The following is a 20,818-nucleotide window of genomic DNA, read 5'->3' as shown; positions in this document are numbered from 1 at the left end:
GTGGATCTTGTTAAAGATCCCACCGCTACAGGATCTTTAACAAGATCCACTACCCTAGAGATAAGTTGCCCCAGACCACTAGTCTCAAGAGACCCTGTTCTGGGGCGCATTCCGGTTGCCAGGGCACTGTCGCCTGTGGCTAGGCGTGAACAATGTCGGCGTCTGAGCGAACGTGCGCCCCGAGGAACTGAACAAGACAGCCCGGGGCACAGCCTGTTTTGCCCCAGTTGGATCACAACTGGCAGCTGCCCATCGCAACACCAAGCTTTTCCGGTGGCCGCTCGACTCATGAACCACGGCGGAAGGTTCTTCACGTTCTACGAAACAGATTGCCCACCGGCCACATCAGGAACGAGGCCACCATTCCCGGGAATAGTTTGAAGACATCACCGTCGTATCCGATCATGTTCCACGCGACCACCGTTGTTACACCTGCTGTCATCATCAAGCAAATGGTCAGCGATGAAAGGTTTACTCCCAGCAATCGCAGCAACAAAGGAGGTCCGAGTCCGGCTCCCAGAGCGGACCAAGCAATGAGAACGAGTGCGAACACTCCCTGGCCTGCGAAGAGGGCGACGCTTAGCGCCAATCCAGTCACGGCAAGCGTGGCAATCTTGGATGCGAGGTACGAGCTCTTCCACTTTGGGTTAATGTCCTGAGTAATCGCGCCCGAACAGACCAGGATTTGCGAATCGGCAGTGGACATCGTTGCTGCGAATAGTCCGGCTAATGTCAGTCCGATCAGCCCATCGGGCAGCAGTCTCTTCGCCATCTCCGGCATCGCCAACTCTGTTGCTTGTGCCTCAGTGAGTCCCTCGGTTAGCGGGATGGAGAGCAGATCCGGCATGTACGCTCGTGCGTAGAGGCCGACAGCAATGCTGGCGATAAAGAATGGAATGAACCAGAGGAAATAAATCCACTTTGCCCTCTGCAGTTGGTCGACGGACCGGATGGCCATGAAACGAACGAGGATATGCGGTTGGCCGATTGCCCCAAATCCGCCGAAAGTCATTCCCAGCAAATACATCGCAAAACCAAATTTCAGATCCGTGGGAAACCAGCCGACCAAGTCGGGGTCTTGCGATTGCAGATTGTTCCAAACATCCCTCGGCGACCCGACTTCCAAGCTCGCAGCGATCAGCAGAGCCCCCATGGCCAAGATCATGACAAAGGATTGTGCGGCATCGGTCCAGATGGATGCACGGATTCCGCCTGAAAAGCAGTAAAGCACGACAATGATGGCGCCGATCACGGCACCTACCTGCGGCTGCCAGCCGAACAGGGTCTGCAGCGCCGCGCTGCCGGCTTTCAGCTGAGCCGCTGCGTAGACTCCCAGCAAGATGAAAGTCATCAGACCGCCCAAAATGATGATGATCCGTTTTTCGCCGTCCCGAGTGGTCCCTAGAAGAGCCGGAACGGTTGCCACATTCATGTTTTCCGACTCTCGTCTGACCCGTGGATGGACCAGCCACCAAGCCGCTAGGTCCCCGAGTACCCAGCCAATCATCATCCAGACGGATTCGATTCCGACCCGGTAGGTGTAGGCGATTTGGCCGATGAACATAAATCCACTGTTATTGGTGGCCACTGCCGAAAGCGCGGCAAGCCAAGGAGGCACATCGCGACCCGCAAGCAGGTAGTCATCCGTCGTGTTTTTGCGAGCCAGAGCGGATGAGACCCCAATCACGACGAAAACGGCGAGAAAGAAAAGAAAGCTGACAATGACAGTTGTCATTCAGGGGGTCCGTGATTGCAGAAGCGGTTGCGGTTGACGTGGAGATCCACCGCAATATACTTTCATGAGCAATGATTTCATAGGCAACGATTGGTACAGCACTGACTGAAACCGGTCGCAGGGTCGCGGTTTTTCGATAAAGAGGCACGACATTTCCACCAAGGCAGACAAGCTGAGCATCGAGATACGTGCCCCTGAAACGAATGACGCATCGCAAATCTGGCGTTTGGTGCAGAATTCGGGCGTCCTGGACACGAATTCGGCCTACCTCTATTTGCTTCTCTGCCGAGATTTCCGCGACACCTGCTTGGTGGCGTGTCAGAACGAGGCTGTGGTCGGCTTCGTCTCTGGCTACCGAATGCCTCGGGACCCTAGCGTCCTGTTCGTCTGGCAAATCGGCGTGGCTGGTGAAGTGAAGCGGAGAGGAGTCGCCTCGGCATTGCTAAGAGAGTTGGTAAGCCGATGTGGTCAAGGTGAGCTGACGGCCATTGAAGCGACCATTGCTTCGACCAACACAGCATCACGGCTGCTTTTCGAATCTCTGGCACGATCGCTTGATCTGCCGATCACCGATCATCCTCACGATGGTTTCAGTGTGGCTGACTTTCCCTGCAGCGAACACGAGTCCAGTGAACACGAAGCGGAGCCTCGTATACGGATCGGCCCATTTGTTCGGTGCAGTCCGGGCGAATGAGCATCACGAGGGGTTGGCCGTTTCGTAAGGCCCCCCGCCTTTTTTCCTGTGGAGCCTTTTGTGGCGTCACAGCAACTCAATGGAAGTAAAAACTTGGATACCTTTGATCGACTGGAAAGCAACGTTCGCGGATATTGCCGCAGTTTCCCCACGGTTTTTTCGAGCGCACGAGGTGCAACGCTTGTCAACGAAGAGGGCGAGGAGTTCATCGACTTCTTTGCAGGCGCCGGTGCGTTGAGCTATGGGCACAACAATCCCGCCCTGAAATCCGCGTTGATCGAGTATTTGGCTGGCGACGGCGTGGTACATGCACTGGACATGTCAACCAGTGCCAAGCGGACATTTCTGCAGACGTTTGACGAAGTCATCCTGCGGCCACGCGACATGTCCTACAAGATCATGTTTCCGGGTCCAACGGGCACCAACGCGGTGGAGTCGGCACTGAAGCTTGCCCGTAAAGTCACGGGGCGACACAACGTGGTTTCATTCACCAACGGGTTTCATGGAATGACGCTTGGCTCGCTGGCCTTGACCGGCAACAGCGGCAAGCGGGCTGGGGCGGGCGTGCCGCTTAACAACGTCACTCATATGCCGTTTTGCGATTTTCTGGGAACAGAAACGGACACCATCGCGGCGCTGGAACGCTACCTGATGGACTCCAGCAGCGGAATGGATTTGCCAGCGGCATTCATTCTGGAAACGGTCCAGGCCGAGGGTGGAGTCAACATCGGCACTCGCGGTTGGTTGGAGGCATTGGCTGAGTTGGCCAACCGATACAAAGTCTTGTTGATCATTGATGACATCCAGGTTGGATGTGGTCGCACGGGACCCTTCTTTAGCTTTGAGCCGTTCAGCATCCAGCCGGACATCATCTGTTTGTCGAAATCCATCTCAGGCTACGGGCTACCGATGGCGTTGACGTTGATGAAACCGGAACTGGATGTCTTTTCGCCCGGGGAACACAACGGAACGTTTCGTGGACACAACGCCGCCTTCGTGACGGCGACAGCGGCACTGCGAGAGTATTGGCAAGATGATGAGCTGACGCGAAAGGTCAATCGTAACGCGCGTACCGTACGAGATGCCTTGTTGGATATTGCCGTCGACCACGATGCCGTGGTTCGTGGCCGGGGAATGATTCAGGGAATCGAGTTTGCGGATCATTCGATCGCATCTGCCATCTCCAAGGAAGCCTTCAAACGCGGCCTGATCATTGAAACGGCGGGTCCCAATGACGAAGTCATCAAGACGTTGCCTCCGTTGACAATCGCCGATGAACTGCTGAATCGCGGATTGAAGATCCTCGGTGAAAGCACCGCTGCGGTCACGAACGTTCCTGTGTGTGTCAACTAATCGGAGATCAATACGGACATGATTGTCAGAACACTCGGTGAAATCTCCGGAACGGATCGCGAAACGAACGCGGAAACGTGGGTCAGTCGCAGGCTGTTGCTCAAGGCAGACGGGATGGGATTCTCTCTACACGACACCATCTTGTACGCGGGGACGACGACCAAGATGGAGTACCAGAACCACCTCGAGGCAGTGTACTGCATCGAAGGAAAAGGTCGGTTAAAGGACTTGAGTAACGACCAAGAGTTCGCCATCGAACCGGGAACCATGTATGCCCTCAGCGGGAATGAACATCACATCCTGATTGCAGAAGAACAGCTTCGGATGATCTGTGTATTCAATCCTCCGATTGTGGGGCCGGAGACGCATGATGAGAACGGCGTCTATCCGCTGTTGGAGTAATCAGTAGCGGACGGAGTGACGGACTGGGCGAGCAACTGCTTGCCCAAATGCAAAGAGCAAGGTAACAGGCAAAACAAAGAACAATGAGCGAATCAATCGACCCCTACTATTCACGAACCTCCGACACCTGGGAGGCTGCTCCGCGAGTCGATCCCACCGCGTCGGACTGCCCAGGGCCGCTGACGACCGACGAAGTATGGAATTATGCTCACGACGGTTTTCTGTTTGCTCAGAGCCTGTTCTCTCAGGACGAAGTCGATGAGATGCTTGCAGAAGCGAAGTCGCTTGCGGAGAACTGGCCGCCGTCACGACCGGGGATTGTTCGCGAACCGGGATGTGACACTGTCCGATCGATTTTTCGATTGCATCGGATCAGCGACATGTTCCAACGACTCTTTGCTGATGAGAGACTACTGGACCGAGCAAAACAGTTGATCGGAACGGAGGTGTACATCCATCAGTCGCGGGTCAACTACAAGCCACCGATGGACGGCAAAGAGTTCTTTTGGCATTCCGATTTTGAAACCTGGCATGTCGAAGACGGGATGCCACGGATGCGGGCGCTCAGCATGTCCGTGTTTCTCACCGAGAGCCATGAGTTCAACGGTCCATTGATGTTGATCCCTGGATCGCACGAGACGTTCATCCGATGTTCAGGCAAAACGCCGGAGAATCACTATGAACAGTCTTTGCGTCGCCAGGAGTTTGGTGTTCCGTCACGAGAAGCACTTGAAACGCTGCTCCATGGACGCGAGATCATCGCGCCCAAAGGCCCGCCGGGATCCGTGGTTTTCTTTGACTGCAACACCATGCATGGCTCCAACGGCAATCTCAGCCCGATGCCTCGTGTGAATCTGTTCGCGGTTTACAACAGCGTCGAGAACGTGGTGAAAGAACCGTTCTGCGATCGTCCGCCGCGTCCCGAGTATCTCGCGGAACGAAATATTGAACCCGTCGCCTTGCATTTGGACTCTCGATGACAAAAATCCCTGTCTCCACCGACCACGATTGGCAACTGCAGCACTACGCGGATGTTGGAAAGGACTACGGCAGCAAACACTTCACGCAAGCCGACAACGACTTCACCACATGGATTCTCAGTCGCATTGCCGCGATCCATCCTTCCGCCCAACGCATTGCTGAGATCGGCGCTGGCACGTGCATCTTTGCGTCTTTGTTGGGCAAAAAGCTCAGTGCGAGCGAGCCCGTGGTTTGCTATGAACCGGTTGCCTCGCTACTGGAAGCGGCACTGGAGCACGACAATATTGATGCGACCTGTAGCAGCGCGATCGAATTTGCCCAGTATGCTCCGAACGGACACTTTGACCTGATCTACACCAAAGACACAGCCCATCACTTTGCGAGCGAGACGTTGACGGAGATTCATCAGGGAATCTGTGACTCGCTCGCCCCGGGCGGTAGGTATGCCATGGTCGTTCGAACGCCGCCGGATCATGATTGCGTTCCGGTCGGACGGTTGGCGGCGAATAAATGGCATTCTCTGTACACGTCTGCCGATGAGTTGCTGCGGTCCATGCGGGAAGTTTCTCACTGGCGGGAGGTAGAGATCACTCGTTGGCAAAAATACGTCAGCACGCCTGTTTCGGAGTGGCTCGATGGCATTCGAGACCGCGACACATGGTCGGTGTTCTCTGCCCTCGATGCAGACGAAATCACGCGGACCGTTGATGAGCTGACGGAACAGTTTGATGGAGACCAGTGGTTCCCGTTCCTGCATCAGTACGACGTCGCCATTTTCGAAAAGGCCTGATCTCAATGGACGTCAAGGCCTTTTTCGATTCCATGCTGCTGATGCTAGTGCTGTTCAACCCTCTGTTGATGAGTGTCTATCTGCACGACGTCATGGCAAGCCTGGACTCACGAACGTTCATCAATGTCATTTCGAGAGCATTCCTAATCAGTGCCGCTGCGTTTGCGTTCTTTGCTTGGGCAGGAGAACGCTTCTTTGTCGATGTCATCCAAGTTCGCTTTGCCGCATTCCTGATTTTTGGCGGCCTCGTGTTCTTTGTCATCGCGGTGCGCTACATCGTTTTTGGTGCCCAAATGCTCGGTGAGCTGCGGGGCGACGCAACTCACTTGAGCGGATCCATCGCCATGCCGTTCATGATCGGCCCGGGAACCGTCAGCGCGAGCGTCTTGGTTGGCCTGAAACTCCCAGTCGGTTTTGCATGGTTGGCAATCGCCGTATCGCTAATCATCAGTTGCCTGCTGTTGATCGCGGTTAAGTTTCTTTTTAACTATGTCAAACTCCGTAACGAGCAACTGCTTCAGCGGTATCTTGAAGCTATCGGGCGTGCATCCGCCCTGATTATCGGTACAATTGCGGTCGACATGATTCTCAAAGGCATCGATCTGTGGCGTCCGTTAAATTAGTGCATTCGTATCATGAAACCTACTGAATTGGATGGTTCCGAGATCGAATTGCGACAGGACAATTCGATCGGGTTTCAAATCTTACGAGCGATTCGACGAATCATTCGTCGTACGTCTGACCACTCGCGCAATGTGGGCAAGCATGGCGGTGTGAGTGTCCCGCAAATGCTGTGCTTGAAAGCGGTCTCGGAATTTCCAGAAAATACGGAAGTCACCGTCGCCATGATCGCCCATGCGGTACAACTTTCGGCTCCGACCGTGTCACGCATCCTGGACAAGCTGGACGGAGACGGATACGTCGCGAGGGAACGAAATAGCAAGGATCGTCGACGAGTCTGTGTGTCGCTGACGGATAAAGGCAGGCAACGGCTCAATAGTTTGCCCACCCCATTGCACGAACAATTCTTGACGCGTCTGGAGACTCTCGATCCAATCGAATGCCTTGGTCTGCTGAAGGCATTGGAAAGAATTGTCAAACTGATGGATGCAGAAGGGATCGATGCCGCTCCCATCTTGATCCCTGATTTGGAGGTGAGCCCCAATCATGTCGATCCCGATGATCGCATCAGCCAATGAGAGGCTCAGCTCCGTAATGAAATTCGCCAGAATTACCTGCGAGACGGTTTTCTGGCGCAATCCAGTACGTCACCCGGCAAAGCGACGTTCACTATTTCTGGCGGAACAGCGGGCTTTGGGTGATGTACACGATCAGGTCGGCGATCCCATGGCCGGACTTGCGTGAACGCTCGACGATGTCGGCGATGGGTTGGCGATCGGAAAATCCCATTTCGCGACCGGTGGCAAACGTCAACAGTTTCGTCGCGACCACTTCCGCGATTTGATCTTCGTCGGACGCCACGTGCTCGCGAAAATCATTGAACCCGCTGAACGCAAATCCCTCAGGAGTGGTTCCCGACGCGTCCACTGGCAACCCCTGCTGATAGACCACCTTGCGTCCTTCGACCTTGCGATCCACCCGTTCGCCGCCGCCACCGAGGGTGCGATAAAAATCGCGGAAGCCTCCCACAGGATCAAAACATTCCAATGCGAATCCTGGTGGATCGATCATGTTGTGACAGGCACGGCAACTGTCCGAGTCGCGGTGCAACGCAAGTTGTTGACGCAGCGTTTGTGCGCCGCGAATATCGGGTTCCACTCCTGGCACGCCAGGAGGTGGAGGCTGGGGGTGACGCCCCAGAATCCGTTCGTTCACCCAGACGCCTCGCAACACGGGCGACGTGTTGGTTCCGTTCGCGGTGATCTTCAGAATACTCGCTTGGCTCAACACGCCGCCTCGCAAGCTGTCAGCGGGCAGCTTGACGGGACGAATTTCGGGGCCATCGACGCCCTCGATACCGTAGTGCCGGGCGAGCCGCTCGTTCAGCATCGCAAAGTCACTGCGGATCAGATTTCTGATCGGCAAATTGTTGCTGATCATGTGTGAAAGGAATGCTCGTGTTTCATCTCGCATCGAACTCTTGAGATAAACGTCGTACTCAGGAAACAGCTTCGCATCGGGTGTCGTGAAATCAAGATCGCGTAGGCCCAGCCAAGCGTCACAATAGTCGTTGATGAATCTCGATGCGTGTGGATGCAGCAGAAGTCGTTGTGTCTGCTGCTTGAGCAACTCGGGATCGGTCGCCAGTTTGCCACTGTCTGCTGCAGCACGCAGTTCGGCATCTGGGCACGATCGATTTAAGAAATACGACAGGCGGTTGGCGATGGCATGGTGATCAAGCCATGGTCCCGATTCAGAGAAGAATAAAAAATCGGTGGAACACAGCATCGCCGAAACCGCCGTGCGCAATGCCGACTCGATCGATTCTCCGGAGTCGTGTTCCGCATCGAATAGTTTCCGATACGCAGTGATCTCAGTCGGCCCAACAGGACGACGATAGAGGGCGGTCGCGACGCGGATCAGTGTTTGGTCGACACTTGAACTGGTCTCCGCACCCTCTTGGATTTCAAACTTGGGGACGTACCATGACTTCTTGCGGTCGGCGGGATTTCTCGGAACGATTTCTGTTCGTGGTAACTCAGCGAACAACAGTTGATGGCCGCGGGAAGGAAAGGTTTCAACGATCGGACCACGCAACTCGACGTGCTGGATCGCCAAGCCAGGTCGGCTGTACGCCGAAATCCCATTCTTTTTGATCAAATAATCCGGGTCATAGATTCCCCACGGCGTCAGTTCGATCATGTAGCGTTCAGGAATCCAGGCTCGCAGCGTTACTGTTTGCGGGTCACCGGGCAGGAACTGACGGAATCCGTAGTGTTGTTTTTCCGCCCCGCGAGCAAACGTGGTTGCTTCGATCGAAAAGGTCACCGGTTCGTCGGACTGGAACGCGTAGCCCGTCACGCTCACGTCGTACCAACCAGCTCGCCTGGGTGACGCTTCACGCAGCATGCCGGATGGGTATCCGAGTCTTTGAAAGAACACAACCGCGCCGTCATCGCGATGAAGCCATTGATTGCCCAAGAATTTTTCGGCACCGCGCATGTCGGCGTAATTGGCGCGGATGGTCTCGATCGATGGTTTCTCCAAGTGTTTCTCGATCGCCTCGTCGAGAATCAGCTCAGCCGTTTGTAGATAGGCATCGAGCTGTATCGATGACAGGTTTAGCGCGGCGCCGACGTTATCGAATTCATCTGCTCGACCGTCCTCTGGCAAGCGATCGATCAAATCCAGATGTGTCCCAAAGAGGTCGTTGACGGTGTTCTCGTACTCTTGACGATTCAAACGTCGAAAGACAGTCGCCTTTTCTTTCGCGTGAGCTTCGGCGAGCGGCTTGCGTAACTCATCCAAGAACACATCACGCTCTGCTTGACTGGGTTGGACGGCATCCGCTGGGGGCATCTCGTGTTGTTCGGTACGATCAAAAACGCGTTCCCATTTGGCAAAGACGGCTTCGTCGGCCAGGGGGCCATTGAGCTGTGTAAACTCAAAGCCCCCTTCGCTTTCACCGCCGTCGTGACAGTCAGCGCAGTGTTGTTGGATGAACACGGGAACTTCGGCGACGCAATCACGCATGCCGAAGAGAAACGTGCATGAGATCAAAAAGCGGAGGGCGAGCGGCGGCGGGAAGGTGTGCATCGCAAGACGTTGGTGGGAACGTGTCCGGTGGGAGTCGTTACAGCAATCCAGCCATGATACTCGCTGGCGCGATCTCTTGGCGAAGCTGTGGGACATTGTCGGCCCCGCAGCCGAAGGCGCAGGAGCCACTACCAAACGGCTTGCACCGCAGTGTCAATCGCCGCTGCCGCCTGCGCCTTTGGCTACGGGTCAAACGCGGGCTCGCAGATCCAGCCTGGGTTGGCTGATACGAGAACAAAAAAACGGCGACCGGTCGCCGTTGTTGTGACGGAGACCGATCGCCGTTTGTGCGATCATGCTGCTATTGAGAGAGGGATCAGGAATCAGCTTCTGGCTTTTGCTCGGTGGTCGCTTCTTCCGATGCGGTTTCTTCCGAGGCGACTTCTTCAGTCGTGGTTTCGGGCTCATCAGCAGTCGCTTCGGGCGAGTCCGTTGTGTCGGCATCATCCTCGAATGCAGGCCGTTGACTCTTGACGGTCACGCGGTCGTTCTTTCCGACCAGTTCCAAGATCGCACGTTCGCCGGCATCGCCAAGACGGGGAGTGGCCAGTCGCATGATGCGGGTGTAACCACCGGGACGTTCGGCGAAGCGTTCGGCGACGGTGTCGAACAGGACTGCGGTGGCTTGTCGGTCACCGATCAATTGGATCACTCGACGTTGTGCGGTGACGATGGGTGCGCGAGCGGCGGCCCATTTCTGCCAGTTCTCGCTTTTACGCCACGCTCGGTACTCATCGGAGCCGCGATCCGCGGTCGTTTCGTACTTACGTGCTTCTTCAGCTGCAGGCAGCGTCTTCTTGGCGATGGTGATACATTTCTCGATAAGCGGACGAACCTCTTTCGCTTTGTGAAGCGTGGTGGTGATTCGACCGGGCACCTTGGGTGCATTCTCATCGAGGCTCGCGTCACGCTCGGTCAGGAACAGAGCGCTGGCAAGATTCTTCAGCAGTGCTTTTCGGTGGCTGGGGCTGCGTCCCAGGGTTCGGCCGTGTCTTCTGTGTCGCATGGCGGAGAATCCGTCGTTTCGTCGTTAAACTTTTTACTGATGGGGGCTGGCCGGACGTTTGGGACGCCGCGTGGGGGCGACGCCGCGTGCGACCGAGCAGGAATCAAAACATGGGTTGGCTGGGCACTCGCATGCCCAAGTGCAGACCGTACTGAGCGAGTTTCTCACGCACTTCGTTGAGCGTGGTATCGCCAAAGTTGCGGACTTCCAGAAGTTGGTCTTCGGTGCGTTGCACCAAGTCGCGAACCGTTTGGATGTTTTCGCTTTCCAAGCAATTGTTTGCTCGCACGGAAAGACGCAATTCGGCGAGGGTCATGTTCAACTTGGCTTCCAATTGTGCCTCGGGCGAACCTGCACCACCGCGAGCGGCAGAGAAGATACTTGGACCGAGTTCACGATATTGGACGAATGGGTTGAGGTGCTTTCGCAAAATCTTTGCCGATTCGACCAGAGCCATCTCGGGGTTGACCGAACCATCGGTCCAGATTTCCAAGATCAGCTTGTCGAAGTTCGTCTTTTGACCGACGCGGGTTTCTTCCACGTCATAACGAACGCGGGTGATCGGGCTGAACACGGCGTCGATCGGGATGATACCGATTTCGTGGTCTGCGGTGGAGTGTTCCGTTGCCGGCACATAGCCACGTCCGTTCTCGACGACCATTTCCATCATGAACGGGGTATCGCTGGACAGGGTTGCCAGGACGAGTTCCTTGTTGATGACTTCGACGTCGGAATCGGTTTGGATGTCGCCTGCTTTGATTTCGCCGGCGGTGTTTCGCTCGACGGTGATCACGCGGGTGGCATCGCTGTGGTTGCGAACGATCAAGCTCTTGACGTTCAAGACCAAATCCGTGACATCTTCGACGACGCCGGGGATGTTCGTGAATTCGTGCTGCGCGCCGCGAATCTTGATTTGGGTAACGGCGCTGCCCATCAGGCTGCTCAGCAAGACACGGCGAATGCTGTTACCAATGCTGACGCCGAAACCGCGTTCAAACGGTTCCGCGATGAATTTGCCGTAGGTTTCCGAAAGGGAATCGCGGTCCACTTCCAGGTTGCTGGGAAGTTCCATTCCACGCCATCGAATATGCATCGTGTTGAACCCTTGGGTCTGTGGGGTCGTGCTCAGTGGGAACTCGCCAGGTGGGAAAGCAGCCAGAGCGAGGTCGTTGATTGGGTGAATCGCCGGCGTACCGTATCGCCACAGGGGGCGACACCGAGCATTGCCGGCGGGCAATGCGTAGGATCAGTCAGGTCAGATCAAACGCGACGTTTCTTCTTGGGGCGACAACCGTTGTGCGGGATCGGCGTCACGTCTTCGATCAACTTCACGTTCAGACCAGCGGCTTGCAGAGCCGTGATGGCGCTTTCGCGTCCCGAACCAGGCCCCTTAACGCGGACTTCGACGTCTCGCATGCCGAACTTGGTTGCCTTTTCGGCTGCTTGCTGGGCGGCACACTGACCGGCGAAAGGAGTACTCTTCCGCGAGCCTTTGAAACCGCTGGTTCCGGCGCTTGCCCAGCACAACGTGTCACCTTTGGCATCGGTGATCGTGACGGTGGTGTTATTGAACGTGGCGTGAATGTGAGCGATCCCGTTGCTCACGTTACGCCGTACGCGTTTCTTTTTGTTGGTCTTTGCCACTGCAGATTCTTTGTCTGGTTACGAAGTGGGACGATGGATTGGGAATTTGGATGGGTGCCGAGGCAGCATGTCACTGCCGGGCGATCAAATGAATGGCGAACAAATTCTTGGCGAACAAATTCTTGGCGAACAAATTCTTGGCGAACAAATTCTTGGCGAACAAACGAGCGGCGATGCAAATGACCTAGCCAGTACGAGCCGCCTGAGCTGACTCGCGACAGGCGTGAGTTTCCGTTCGGCCAACATGCCGGGACGCCCTTCGCGTCCAGCTCTGCTGTCCAAACGTCAAACTTAGCGCAAGTCCTTGACGCCCTTTTTGCCCGCAACCGTCTTCTTGGGTCCCTTGCGGGTCCGAGCGTTGGTCTTGGTGCGTTGGCCACGAACGGGCAGGCCCATTCGGTGCCGCATGCCGCGGTAACTCTTGATTTCACGCAAACGGCTGATGTTTTGGGTCACGTAGCGACGCAACGGACCCTCACAGGTGTAGTCACGCTCCAGCATGGCGGCGATCTGACCCAACTCGTCTTCGCCCAGATCACTGGCGGCGCGATGGGGATCAATGCCCAGCTTTTCACAGACTTCACGTGCGGTATACAGTCCGACGCCGTACAAGTACGTCAACGAGTACTGCACTTGTTTGTCGTTTGGAATGTCAACGCCCAACAGACGGGGCATGGCGATGCTCCTAAAATGTCATCAAATTGATAGCAAAGGACGATCTAGCGAGATCGACCTGTCGAGACCAGAGGCTCTGGCCAAGAATCCCGAAATATAGCGGCTGGCCCCCTTTTTGCTCAATGGGCACTTTGGCGCATTTTTCTAGGAATTTTTTCGCACCATCTGAACAAACTCGGTGGGCACATCATCGCGTAAACCTGCGGGAATCCTCGTCCGGGAGACGATTTGAAAGGGTGTCCAGTCGGATTTCAGGGTCGTATCCCCCACCACATTGGACCAAACGGTGGTCAAGAAAATTTGTTCGCACCTCGGCAGGAGGGCCTCATAGATCTGGGCGCCGCCGACCACGAAGGCGTTTTGATCGCCGGCCAGGGCGACGGCGGCATCGGGATCGGGGGCCAGTTCGACGCCATCGGCTGACCAGTGCGGGTTGCGGGTGATGACGACCGTTCGGCGTCCAGGCAGCGGCTTGCCGATCGATTCGTAGGTGCGGCGTCCCATCAGCAGCACTCCGCCCATGGTCAAGTGTTTGAACCTGCGTAGGTCTTCGCGGAGCCTCCACGGCATGTCGCCGTCGCGACCGATGGTGCCGTCGGGGGTGACGGCGACCACGGCGGTCAACTTGGGCAAGGAGTTTGACATGGCCTGGGGACTCGACACGGCATTCACGTTCCTTCAGCTCACTTTCGTTCAGACTGCCACAGGGGCTTTGATGTGCGGATGAGGATCGTAGCCCATCACCTGGATGTCTTCGTAGACAAATTCGTCGATCGAATCGGGACGTGAGCGTAGGGTCAGCGTAGGCAAAGGCTTGGGTTCCCGAGCAAGTTGCTCACGGGCTTGATCGAAATGGTTCTGATACAAGTGGACATCGCCGAGCGTGTGCACAAAATCCCCCGGCTCAAGGTCCGTGACTTTGGCCATCATCATCGTCAGCAACGCATAGCTGGCGATGTTGAATGGCACTCCGAGAAACAGGTCCGCGCTGCGTTGATAGAGCTGACAGGAGAGCCGACCGTCGGAGACGTAAAATTGAAACATCACGTGGCAGGGCGGCAAAGCCATGTCGTTAACGCAGGCGGCATTCCACGCCGAGACGATCAAGCGTCGCGACATCGGATTGGTGCGGATTTCATTTTGCACCCAGCGGATCTGGTCCACCGCACCACCATCGGGTGTCGGCCACGATCGCCACTGGTATCCGTAGACCGGGCCGAGTTCGCCGTTCTCGTCGGCCCACTCGTCCCAGATGCTGACCCCGTTTTCTTTCAGCCAAGCGATATTCGTTTCGCCTCGCAGAAACCACAGCAACTCGTAAAAGATCGAACGCGTGTGCAGTTTCTTAGTCGTCACCAACGGGAAACCACGCGAGAGATCAAACCGCATTTGCCTGCCGAACAAACTGCGGGTTCCCACTCCGGTCCGGTCGCCCCGGTCCACTCCGTTCTCGAGGACATCGTCCAGTAGTTTTAGGTAGGGCAGCATGTTCGGTTCGCAGAGGGTTGTTGGTGGAGCATCCTCGTACGTCAGGCTCTCTGTACGTCAGGCTTTCTAGCCTGACATACTGCCCTGACTTGAGGCGGTGGTTATGTCAGCCTGGAAAGGCTGACGTAGATAAAGGCTGACGTACACAAGGTCCTACGTGGTTGATGCCGGCATGACCCAGTCGATCGTCCAGTGGCGGTCGCTTGTCATTTGAACGTTCTGGGCCGGGATTCCAAGACCCCCGGGTAGGTCGTTCACCAAACTTTGGATTTCAGACAGGGTCAACGCAGCATGCAGTGACTGACGAAACAACTGGCGGGCCTGCTCCGACTCTCCATCGGCGTACAAGGTCACCAATCGCTCAACTTCGTCATCGGACTCCGGGCGGAACAGGTCTCTGAGGAAAAGCCGTCCGCCGGGACGCAGCAATTTCACGGCCTGGGCGATCGCGATGCCCGGCTCGGCCAAGTGATGCAGCAGGGTGTTGGAGATCACGGTATCGACAGCGGCTTGTTCAAATCCGCTCAGATTCTTTGCGTCACCGTGTTCCAGTTGGATGCGTCCGATCATGCCGGAGAGTTCGATCTCGATCTTGGCGACCTCCAGCATCTCGATCGAGCTGTCCACCGCCATGATCTCGACCTCAGGATCCTTTTCGCAGATCAGGATCGGAATGTGGGCGGGGCCGGTTCCCAGGTCCAGAACGCGAGGGCCCACAGCGCCCCCGGCGAACAAATCGTGCACGAAACAAGCGTTCACCGCTTCGTGGTTCATCTTACGGTACTCATCGGCTTCCTCTGCCGTGTCCATCGACTCGGGCTCCAGGGTTCGAGGGATCATCATTAGCTTCCTCCAAAAGAGGGGATTTCGGTGAACGAATGCTCGAATGGCAACGAATTTTGAGGGATCTTTAGGCGGTGTTTGGGGTGGCAAGTGCGGCATTGCCGGAAAAAGCAAACTAACTGCTACCACATACCCCAAGTCCTGGACTACAACAAGATTCCGGAATCAGGCGGGTGGACCGAATACACTGCTTGGCTAATCTGGTTCGGCGTGTCGGGTCGCGTGAATTGTGATGCCCCCGAACTCGTTTCCTGTCGAAAATTTTGCTCGACAGTTGGAAAATTCCAATTCCTTAGGGACGTGAGCCTTCGTCGTGCAACATACCAATCCAGAGTCATGGGCCCAGGTGACGCCAGCGGATCTTTTCCGATGCGTCCTTCGTCGACTGCCCTCCGTCTGCTTCACGACGCTGTTGGTGACGGCCATCGTTGTGGGCCTTTTGATCGCATGGCCTAATCGATACGGCAGCGACGGGATGATGTATGTCCGTTTGGGTCGTGGTGCGTTGACGGTGGATCCGACGACACAGAGTACCGAAGGCGTCTCGATGCAGGAGAATCGGTCATCGGAGGTGATGAGTGTTGCCGAGATGATGGCCAGTCGCGAAATCGCCGAACGAGTTGTCGACGCGATAGGCGTTGATGAAATCGTTCGTCCCCGCAACTGGGTCGATCGTGCAGAAATCTGGGTCAGTGAACTGGTCCCCAGCGGCGGCGTTCCTGGGGACACGATGACCCAGGAAGAATACGAGGTGCAGATCGCCCGCGAGGAAGCCATCCGAATGGTCACCGCGTGGTTGAAGGTCGAGTTGCCCAAGAAAGGCTATACCGTGGCGATCAGTGGCCGGGGGTCCGACCCGTTATTGATCCAGCGTGTCGTTCAATCCGCGATGAACGAGTACGGTCAGTATCATGTGGAAGCACACCAGTCCAACGGGTCGCTTGAGTTTTTTGAGGAGCAGGTCGAGCAGAGTCGCAAAATAGCGATTGCCGCCAACGAAGAACTGCAAAAGACACGCAGCGAGAAAGGCTGGATGAGTGTCGAATCCGCCGAGTCGACGGTTCGAGAGCGTCTGGTGGCCATCGAAATCGCGTTGAACGAAGCCGAGAGTGGCTATGCCGAAGCCCAGAGCCGGGCCGATGGACTGAGCAAGCAACTGGCCAGCTTGAAACCTTGGGTGCCGATGGAAATCACCAGCGGCATTGCCAGCGCGGCGGCCGATGACATGCGAACGCGATTGTTCAGCGAACAGGTCACCGAAAGCGAAGAGCTGGCGAAGCTGAAACCGAATCATCCTCGCTACCAGATGATGCAAGGGAAGATGACTCGCAGTCAGCAGATCGTCGGGGACCAATCCGACGAACGCACGCAGACGACCGAAGCGATCAATCCCGTGTATCAGTCGCTGGAGAGCGAGTACCTGTTGGCGACCGCGAAAGCAGCCGGTTTGGCCAGCCGTCGTGATGCCCTGCAAGAGAGCCTAGCACGTGCGAAGAAAGACCTGCAGCGTCTGAACAGCGATTCGATCGTTCTGGCCAATTTGAAATGGCAAGCGGACATCGGACAACAAAATTTCTTGGACCACTCCAAGAGCCTCGAGGAGGCGCGGATCATTCGCGAGCTGGACAAGCAGAGCATGTCTGACGTGACGGTGATCCAGAACGCGTCGCTGAACCTAAAGAAAGTCGGTCCACCGCGAGCGATGCTTGCGGGAGTCGGCGTATGCCTTGGATTGGCACTGGGCCTGTTCCAAGCGATCGTACGGGACAATCCGGTTGATCCGCGATCGGACGGCAATCAACGAATAAAGACATACCGTACTGACGGTGATGATTCGTCTGTACCTAAACAGTCTGAGCGATCGGGCAGCTCCCGAGAGCAGATGACAAACTCCAATGACCAAGACGATGTCTTGGTCTCATCGGGCGGCGGGGTCATTCCTCGCTGAACGATTCGTGGGCATTTAGCTTTTTTGACGTGACAACTTGATTTACAACGCGAAGACACGGAGTCTTCGCCCACATGATGAGACGGATCGTTCGCAGCACGTTTGGATTCGCGGCGACCGTCCTTTTAAGGTGATTCCCCAATGCTAGGAGCATTGTTGAGACCATTGAGCGGCGTCTGGCCCGTCGGCAACGACGGTGATTCGCTGTTGTTGACGCTGACGGAATTCAACCGCGAAGTTTCGCGAGAGAGAATTCGCGCCACGCGGCGTTCGTTTCCATTCTGTATCGTGACGATCCGATTGCTCGGTGCCAGCCGCCGCCGCAAAGGACGCAACGCGTTGATCCGAATCCTGCACCGACATTTGCGGATCACCGATCAAAAAGCGGACTTGGGCAAACATGAGTTTGCGGTGCTGTTGGTCGACACGCCTGAGATGGGCGGGCGCTCGGTGCTGGACCGCATGTCACAACTGTGCGATGCGGCCAACCTTGCAGTGCAGCTATCGTTGCGGGTCCATGATCCGGATGGATTTCGATCCGATTCGGACGACCACAGCGGTGGGTCCGGTGGACGTCGACGCGTGGGCGATGATGGCGTCGCACAGTGGTTGCGGGTAGATCACGCTGAGGTCGAGGTCACGGCGGAAAAGCCGATGGTCTCGCGGTCACTCTCGCAGGGACTTGCCAAACGTGTCGTCGACATCGTGGGAGCCGGCGCCGGCTTGATTGCGGCCAGTCCAGTCTTGATCACGGCGATGATCGCGGTCAAAGCGACCAGTCCCGGCCCCATCTTCTTTCGCCAAACCCGAGAAGGTCGCGGCGGGAAACCGTTCACCATCTACAAGTTTCGATCGATGGTGGTCGACGCCGAGGCCAAACAAGCGGCTTTGCGTGCGGAGAGCCATCGTGACGGTCCTGCGTTCAAAATCAAAAATGACCCCCGAGTGACGCGAGTCGGCCATTTTTTACGCGCTTCGTGCATTGACGAATTGCCTCAACTGATCAATGTGCTCAGAGGCGATATGTCGTTGGTCGGTCCCCGACCGCTGCCGTGGCACGAAAGCCGCGCCTGCAACCGATGGCATCGTCGTCGATTGGATGTCCGTCCTGGCATGACCTGTCATTGGCAAATCAACAAGGCGAAAGCCGAAACGTTTGATGACTGGATGCGGATGGATTTACAATACGTCGATCGAAACAATTTCTGGCAAGACCTCCGTCTTATCTTCAGTACCGTCCTGGTGCCGATGACTGGACGCGGAGGTGACTGACTTGAGCTGCAAAGAACGTGTTATTGCGTGACCCATCGACATTCGCTGCCGCGTCGCTTGACGATGGGATTGTCGATGCGCGAGTCGTATTCTTGACGCACTACATCCCGCTCTATCAAGTCCGTGTGTTGCAAGAAATCGCTGCCTGCGTTCGTGATTTCCACGTCTTGCTGAGTACCCCGATCGAACCCAATCGGGACTTCACTCCGGACTGGGGTGGGCTGGACGTCACCGTGCAAAATACTTGGACGGTTCGTCGACGGTGGAAGCATCGTGACAGCAAGGGAACGAAGTTTAATGACGAACTCTATGTTCACATCCCCTACGATACTCAGCGTCGACTACGGCAATTGCGTCCCGACGTGGTGATGTCGTTGGAATTGGGTGCGCGTTCGCTGGGCGCGACACACTACTGTCGCCGAAACCCAGGCACCAAGAGCATCTTGTGCACCTACATGAGCGAGCACACCGAGCGGCACCGCGGCTGGCTTCGCCAAACCCTTCGTAAACGACTGGTCCGCCGCGCCGACGCGTTGACCTACAACGGTCCCTCCTGCCAAAGCTATTTGCAACAACTCGGCGTTCCCGACAATGCCTTATATCACTTTCCCTACGCCGCGGACGATCGCACGCTGCACATGGGACCGGTCGAACGTGTAGACGGACAGACCCGCCATCGACTGCTTTGTGTCGGTCAACTCAGTGAACGCAAAGGCGTCCTGCCCATGATGACGCAGTTGCAACGCTACTGCATCGATCATCCAGAGCAATCCATCGAAATGCGACTTGCCGGTGACGGACCGTTACGAGACCAGCTGCAGTCACTTTCGCTGCCGACCAATTTGACCCTGACCTTGTTGGGCAACGTGCCTGCCAAAGAACTTTCCACAGAATTGCGCAGCTGTGGTGCGGTGATCGCACCGACCTTGGCCGACGAATGGCTGCTGGTGGTCAATGAATCGCTGCAGGCAGGCACTCCGGTGATCGGCAGCATATACGCTCAAGCGGTCACCACTCTGATTCGCGATGGAATCAACGGCTGGCAATACGACCCAGCCGACGAAAGCTCGCTCGCCCGAAGCCTCAACGCCTACTTTGGCGTCTCCGCCGACCGGCTCACCGAGATGCGTCACGAATGCCGCGACAGTGTCGAGGAACGCACGCCGGCTTGGGCGGCATCCGGTGCGGTACAAGCCATTCGAGAATTGTGGCCCGCTCGCGTGGACAGCGAAACTGCGGTTGCCGGCGTGAAATCGGAGTCCGGGCAATGAGCAAGCCGATCGCGAGCTTGTCGCTGGACTTCGACAACAAATGGGCTTACTTGAGAGCCGCCGGGCGGGAAGACTGGCAAGACGCGTCGAGCTACTTGCAGCTCGCAGCGGATCGCATCGTCGATGTCCTGGGCGAAAAGAACTTGCCCTTGACCGCTTTTATCGTCGGACGCGATTTGCAAAGTGACGCCGATTGCGACGCGATTCTGTCGCTGCGACGGTTGCCCATTTGCGAATACGCCAATCATTCACTCAATCATCTGCCGTGGATGCACACGATGGATGACGACGAGATCCATGACGAAGTCGCCCAGACGCACGATGCGATCGAGCAAGTCACGGGGCAACGTTGCGTCGGGTTTCGTGGTCCCGGGTTCAGTTGTCCCGACGAAGTCCTGCGGGTGCTGAGCAGGCTGGACTACGTTTACGACGCGTCGATCTTTCCCACGTCGATGGCCCCCATCGCCCGCGCCGTTTTTTTGATGCGAACCAAACTGCAAGGCGAGCAACGCGAGCGTGCCAAGAAACTCTATGGCGGATTTGCCGCGATGCGAAATCCCAATCGACCCTATCGTCGTGAGATTGATAACGCTGCCCTTTGGGAACTGCCGGTGACGGTCATGCCGTTGACACGCACGCCGATCCACTTCAGCTACTTTACATTCCTGGCCGGTTTCTCGACGGCCACGGCCAAATCGTACTTTCGTACCGCATTGCGACTGTGCACGTTGACGGGGACATCGCCGTCGATCCTGCTGCACCCGCCGGATTTTCTCGGCCGCGAAGACGACGCCGACATGGCGTACTTCCCCGGAATGAAGATGCCGCGAGACAAGAAAATCTCGCTCGTCAAATGGGCGCTCGGTCAACTTGCTCAGCGATTCGACGTCCACTGCATGATCGATCAAGTCGCCGCACTGGACCCGAACTCGATCAAACGAAGCCAATTGACAACGGTCACCTCACCTATGCACGCCGCTCTCACCACCTGACCATGAA

21 protein-coding genes are annotated in these 20,818 nt (G+C 56.4%); 12 read left to right on the top strand and 9 right to left on the bottom strand.

Translation table 11 applies throughout. The features are described from left to right. Positions 1-310: 310 nt before the first annotated feature. Positions 311-1,735 (bottom strand): sodium/proline symporter, encoded by a 1,425-nt coding sequence (locus Pla52nx_RS07880; RefSeq protein WP_146522493.1) that lies wholly within the window; start codon positions 1,733-1,735, stop codon positions 311-313. 136 nt (positions 1,736-1,871) lie between these two features. On the opposite strand from Pla52nx_RS07880, the gene ectA reads away from it, so the two are divergent. From ectA to Pla52nx_RS07845, 7 genes are all read left to right on the top strand, one after another. Continuing rightward, the gene (ectA, locus tag Pla52nx_RS07875) at positions 1,872-2,429 is read left to right on the top strand and encodes a diaminobutyrate acetyltransferase (RefSeq protein WP_146522492.1); all 558 of its coding nucleotides are present in this window, start codon (positions 1,872-1,874) and stop codon (positions 2,427-2,429) included. A 93-nt stretch (positions 2,430-2,522) separates the two neighbouring features. Next, complete coding sequence (gene ectB / locus Pla52nx_RS07870; protein WP_146522491.1) at positions 2,523-3,782, top strand: diaminobutyrate--2-oxoglutarate transaminase; 1,260 nt, start codon at positions 2,523-2,525, stop codon at positions 3,780-3,782. Between the two features lie 18 nt (positions 3,783-3,800). Further along, a complete protein-coding gene (locus Pla52nx_RS07865; RefSeq protein ID WP_146522490.1) occupies positions 3,801-4,184 on the top strand; it encodes an ectoine synthase in 384 nt (127 codons plus the stop codon). 83 nt (positions 4,185-4,267) lie between these two features. After that, on the top strand, positions 4,268-5,164 hold the full coding sequence (thpD, locus tag Pla52nx_RS07860; protein WP_146522489.1) for an ectoine hydroxylase: 897 nt from the start codon (positions 4,268-4,270) through the stop codon (positions 5,162-5,164). After that, positions 5,161-5,955, top strand: a complete 795-nt coding sequence (locus Pla52nx_RS07855; protein ID WP_146522488.1) for a class I SAM-dependent methyltransferase — start codon at positions 5,161-5,163, stop codon at positions 5,953-5,955. Before thpD ends, Pla52nx_RS07855 begins: the two co-directional genes overlap by 4 nt. A 5-nt stretch (positions 5,956-5,960) precedes the next feature. Further along, complete coding sequence (locus Pla52nx_RS07850; protein ID WP_146522487.1) at positions 5,961-6,578, top strand: MarC family protein; 618 nt, start codon at positions 5,961-5,963, stop codon at positions 6,576-6,578. Positions 6,579-6,590: 12 nt separating this feature from the next. Further along, positions 6,591-7,154 carry a MarR family winged helix-turn-helix transcriptional regulator gene (locus Pla52nx_RS07845; RefSeq protein WP_146522486.1) on the top strand — a complete coding sequence of 188 codons (564 nt, stop codon included), beginning with the start codon at positions 6,591-6,593 and terminating at the stop codon, positions 7,152-7,154. A 91-nt stretch (positions 7,155-7,245) separates the two neighbouring features. On the opposite strand, the gene Pla52nx_RS07840 is transcribed toward Pla52nx_RS07845, so the two are convergent. From Pla52nx_RS07840 to rpsK, 4 genes are all read right to left on the bottom strand, one after another. Then, complete coding sequence (locus Pla52nx_RS07840) at positions 7,246-9,672, bottom strand: DUF1592 domain-containing protein (RefSeq protein ID WP_197454960.1); 2,427 nt, start codon at positions 9,670-9,672, stop codon at positions 7,246-7,248. A 316-nt stretch (positions 9,673-9,988) separates the two neighbouring features. Continuing rightward, positions 9,989-10,678, bottom strand: coding sequence for a bL17 family ribosomal protein (locus Pla52nx_RS07835; RefSeq protein WP_146522484.1), 690 nt, complete (start codon positions 10,676-10,678; stop codon positions 9,989-9,991). Positions 10,679-10,781: 103 nt separating this feature from the next. After that, complete coding sequence (locus Pla52nx_RS07830; RefSeq protein ID WP_146522483.1) at positions 10,782-11,771, bottom strand: DNA-directed RNA polymerase subunit alpha; 990 nt, start codon at positions 11,769-11,771, stop codon at positions 10,782-10,784. Between the two features lie 167 nt (positions 11,772-11,938). Next, positions 11,939-12,322: a 30S ribosomal protein S11 gene (gene rpsK / locus Pla52nx_RS07825; RefSeq protein ID WP_146522482.1), complete on the bottom strand. Its 384-nt coding sequence runs from the start codon at positions 12,320-12,322 to the stop codon at positions 11,939-11,941. A gap of 67 nt (positions 12,323-12,389) precedes the next feature. Between rpsK and Pla52nx_RS07820 the strand changes: the two genes are divergently transcribed. Continuing rightward, positions 12,390-12,533, top strand: a complete 144-nt coding sequence (locus tag Pla52nx_RS07820; protein WP_197454959.1) for a hypothetical protein — start codon at positions 12,390-12,392, stop codon at positions 12,531-12,533. An 80-nt stretch (positions 12,534-12,613) separates the two neighbouring features. Here the strand turns inward: Pla52nx_RS07820 and rpsM are convergent, their stop codons facing one another. The 4 genes from rpsM to Pla52nx_RS07800 form a co-directional block, all read right to left on the bottom strand. After that, entirely contained in the window at positions 12,614-12,985 is a 372-nt protein-coding gene (gene rpsM / locus Pla52nx_RS07815; RefSeq protein ID WP_146522569.1) for a 30S ribosomal protein S13, read from the bottom strand. Between the two features lie 156 nt (positions 12,986-13,141). Then, a complete protein-coding gene (locus Pla52nx_RS07810) occupies positions 13,142-13,642 on the bottom strand; it encodes a dihydrofolate reductase (RefSeq protein WP_146522481.1) in 501 nt (166 codons plus the stop codon). Between the two features lie 48 nt (positions 13,643-13,690). Beyond that, the gene (locus Pla52nx_RS07805) at positions 13,691-14,485 is read right to left on the bottom strand and encodes a thymidylate synthase (RefSeq protein ID WP_146522480.1); all 795 of its coding nucleotides are present in this window, start codon (positions 14,483-14,485) and stop codon (positions 13,691-13,693) included. A 153-nt stretch (positions 14,486-14,638) separates the two neighbouring features. Further along, positions 14,639-15,325 (bottom strand): class I SAM-dependent methyltransferase, encoded by a 687-nt coding sequence (locus Pla52nx_RS07800; protein ID WP_146522479.1) that lies wholly within the window; start codon positions 15,323-15,325, stop codon positions 14,639-14,641. Positions 15,326-15,641: 316 nt separating this feature from the next. Here Pla52nx_RS07800 and Pla52nx_RS07795 point away from each other — a divergent pair, with 316 nt between their 5' ends. The 4 genes from Pla52nx_RS07795 (at position 15,642) to Pla52nx_RS07780 (ending at position 20,811) form a co-directional block, all read left to right on the top strand. Further along, positions 15,642-17,276: a GumC family protein gene (locus Pla52nx_RS07795; protein WP_146522478.1), complete on the top strand. Its 1,635-nt coding sequence runs from the start codon at positions 15,642-15,644 to the stop codon at positions 17,274-17,276. Between the two features lie 141 nt (positions 17,277-17,417). Next, entirely contained in the window at positions 17,418-18,548 is a 1,131-nt protein-coding gene (locus tag Pla52nx_RS07790) for a sugar transferase (RefSeq protein WP_146522477.1), read from the top strand. Positions 18,549-18,565: 17 nt separating this feature from the next. Beyond that, positions 18,566-19,819, top strand: a complete 1,254-nt coding sequence (locus tag Pla52nx_RS07785; RefSeq protein WP_231742411.1) for a glycosyltransferase family 4 protein — start codon at positions 18,566-18,568, stop codon at positions 19,817-19,819. Beyond that, on the top strand, positions 19,816-20,811 hold the full coding sequence (locus Pla52nx_RS07780) for a polysaccharide deacetylase family protein (protein WP_146522476.1): 996 nt from the start codon (positions 19,816-19,818) through the stop codon (positions 20,809-20,811). Before Pla52nx_RS07785 ends, Pla52nx_RS07780 begins: the two co-directional genes overlap by 4 nt. Positions 20,812-20,818: the final 7 nt, after the last annotated feature.

This window comes from Stieleria varia (assembly GCF_038443385.1).
GTDB classification, from domain to species: domain Bacteria; phylum Planctomycetota; class Planctomycetia; order Pirellulales; family Pirellulaceae; genus Stieleria; species Stieleria varia.
Note: the sequence above shows the minus strand (reverse complement) of the source record. Positions and strands in the feature narration are given on the sequence as shown.

Bases quoted from the DNA above. Each gene is read 5' to 3' on its own strand.
- Pla52nx_RS07880 (WP_146522493.1), bottom strand. From the start codon at position 1,735: ATGACAACTGTCATTGTCAGCTTTCTTTTCTTTCTCGCCGTTTTCGTC.
- Pla52nx_RS07865 (WP_146522490.1), top strand. From the start codon at position 3,801: ATGATTGTCAGAACACTCGGTGAAATCTCCGGAACGGATCGCGAAACG.
- thpD (WP_146522489.1), top strand. From the start codon at position 4,268: ATGAGCGAATCAATCGACCCCTACTATTCACGAACCTCCGACACCTGG.
- Pla52nx_RS07855 (WP_146522488.1), top strand. From the start codon at position 5,161: ATGACAAAAATCCCTGTCTCCACCGACCACGATTGGCAACTGCAGCAC.
- Pla52nx_RS07850 (WP_146522487.1), top strand. From the start codon at position 5,961: ATGGACGTCAAGGCCTTTTTCGATTCCATGCTGCTGATGCTAGTGCTG.
- Pla52nx_RS07845 (WP_146522486.1), top strand. From the start codon at position 6,591: ATGAAACCTACTGAATTGGATGGTTCCGAGATCGAATTGCGACAGGAC.
- Pla52nx_RS07840 (WP_197454960.1), bottom strand. From the start codon at position 9,672: ATGCACACCTTCCCGCCGCCGCTCGCCCTCCGCTTTTTGATCTCATGC.
- Pla52nx_RS07835 (WP_146522484.1), bottom strand. From the start codon at position 10,678: ATGCGACACAGAAGACACGGCCGAACCCTGGGACGCAGCCCCAGCCAC.
- Pla52nx_RS07830 (WP_146522483.1), bottom strand. From the start codon at position 11,771: ATGCATATTCGATGGCGTGGAATGGAACTTCCCAGCAACCTGGAAGTG.
- Pla52nx_RS07820 (WP_197454959.1), top strand. From the start codon at position 12,390: ATGTCACTGCCGGGCGATCAAATGAATGGCGAACAAATTCTTGGCGAA.
- Pla52nx_RS07810 (WP_146522481.1), bottom strand. From the start codon at position 13,642: ATGTCAAACTCCTTGCCCAAGTTGACCGCCGTGGTCGCCGTCACCCCC.
- Pla52nx_RS07805 (WP_146522480.1), bottom strand. From the start codon at position 14,485: ATGCTGCCCTACCTAAAACTACTGGACGATGTCCTCGAGAACGGAGTG.
- Pla52nx_RS07800 (WP_146522479.1), bottom strand. From the start codon at position 15,325: ATGATCCCTCGAACCCTGGAGCCCGAGTCGATGGACACGGCAGAGGAA.
- Pla52nx_RS07790 (WP_146522477.1), top strand. From the start codon at position 17,418: ATGCTAGGAGCATTGTTGAGACCATTGAGCGGCGTCTGGCCCGTCGGC.
- Pla52nx_RS07780 (WP_146522476.1), top strand. From the start codon at position 19,816: ATGAGCAAGCCGATCGCGAGCTTGTCGCTGGACTTCGACAACAAATGG.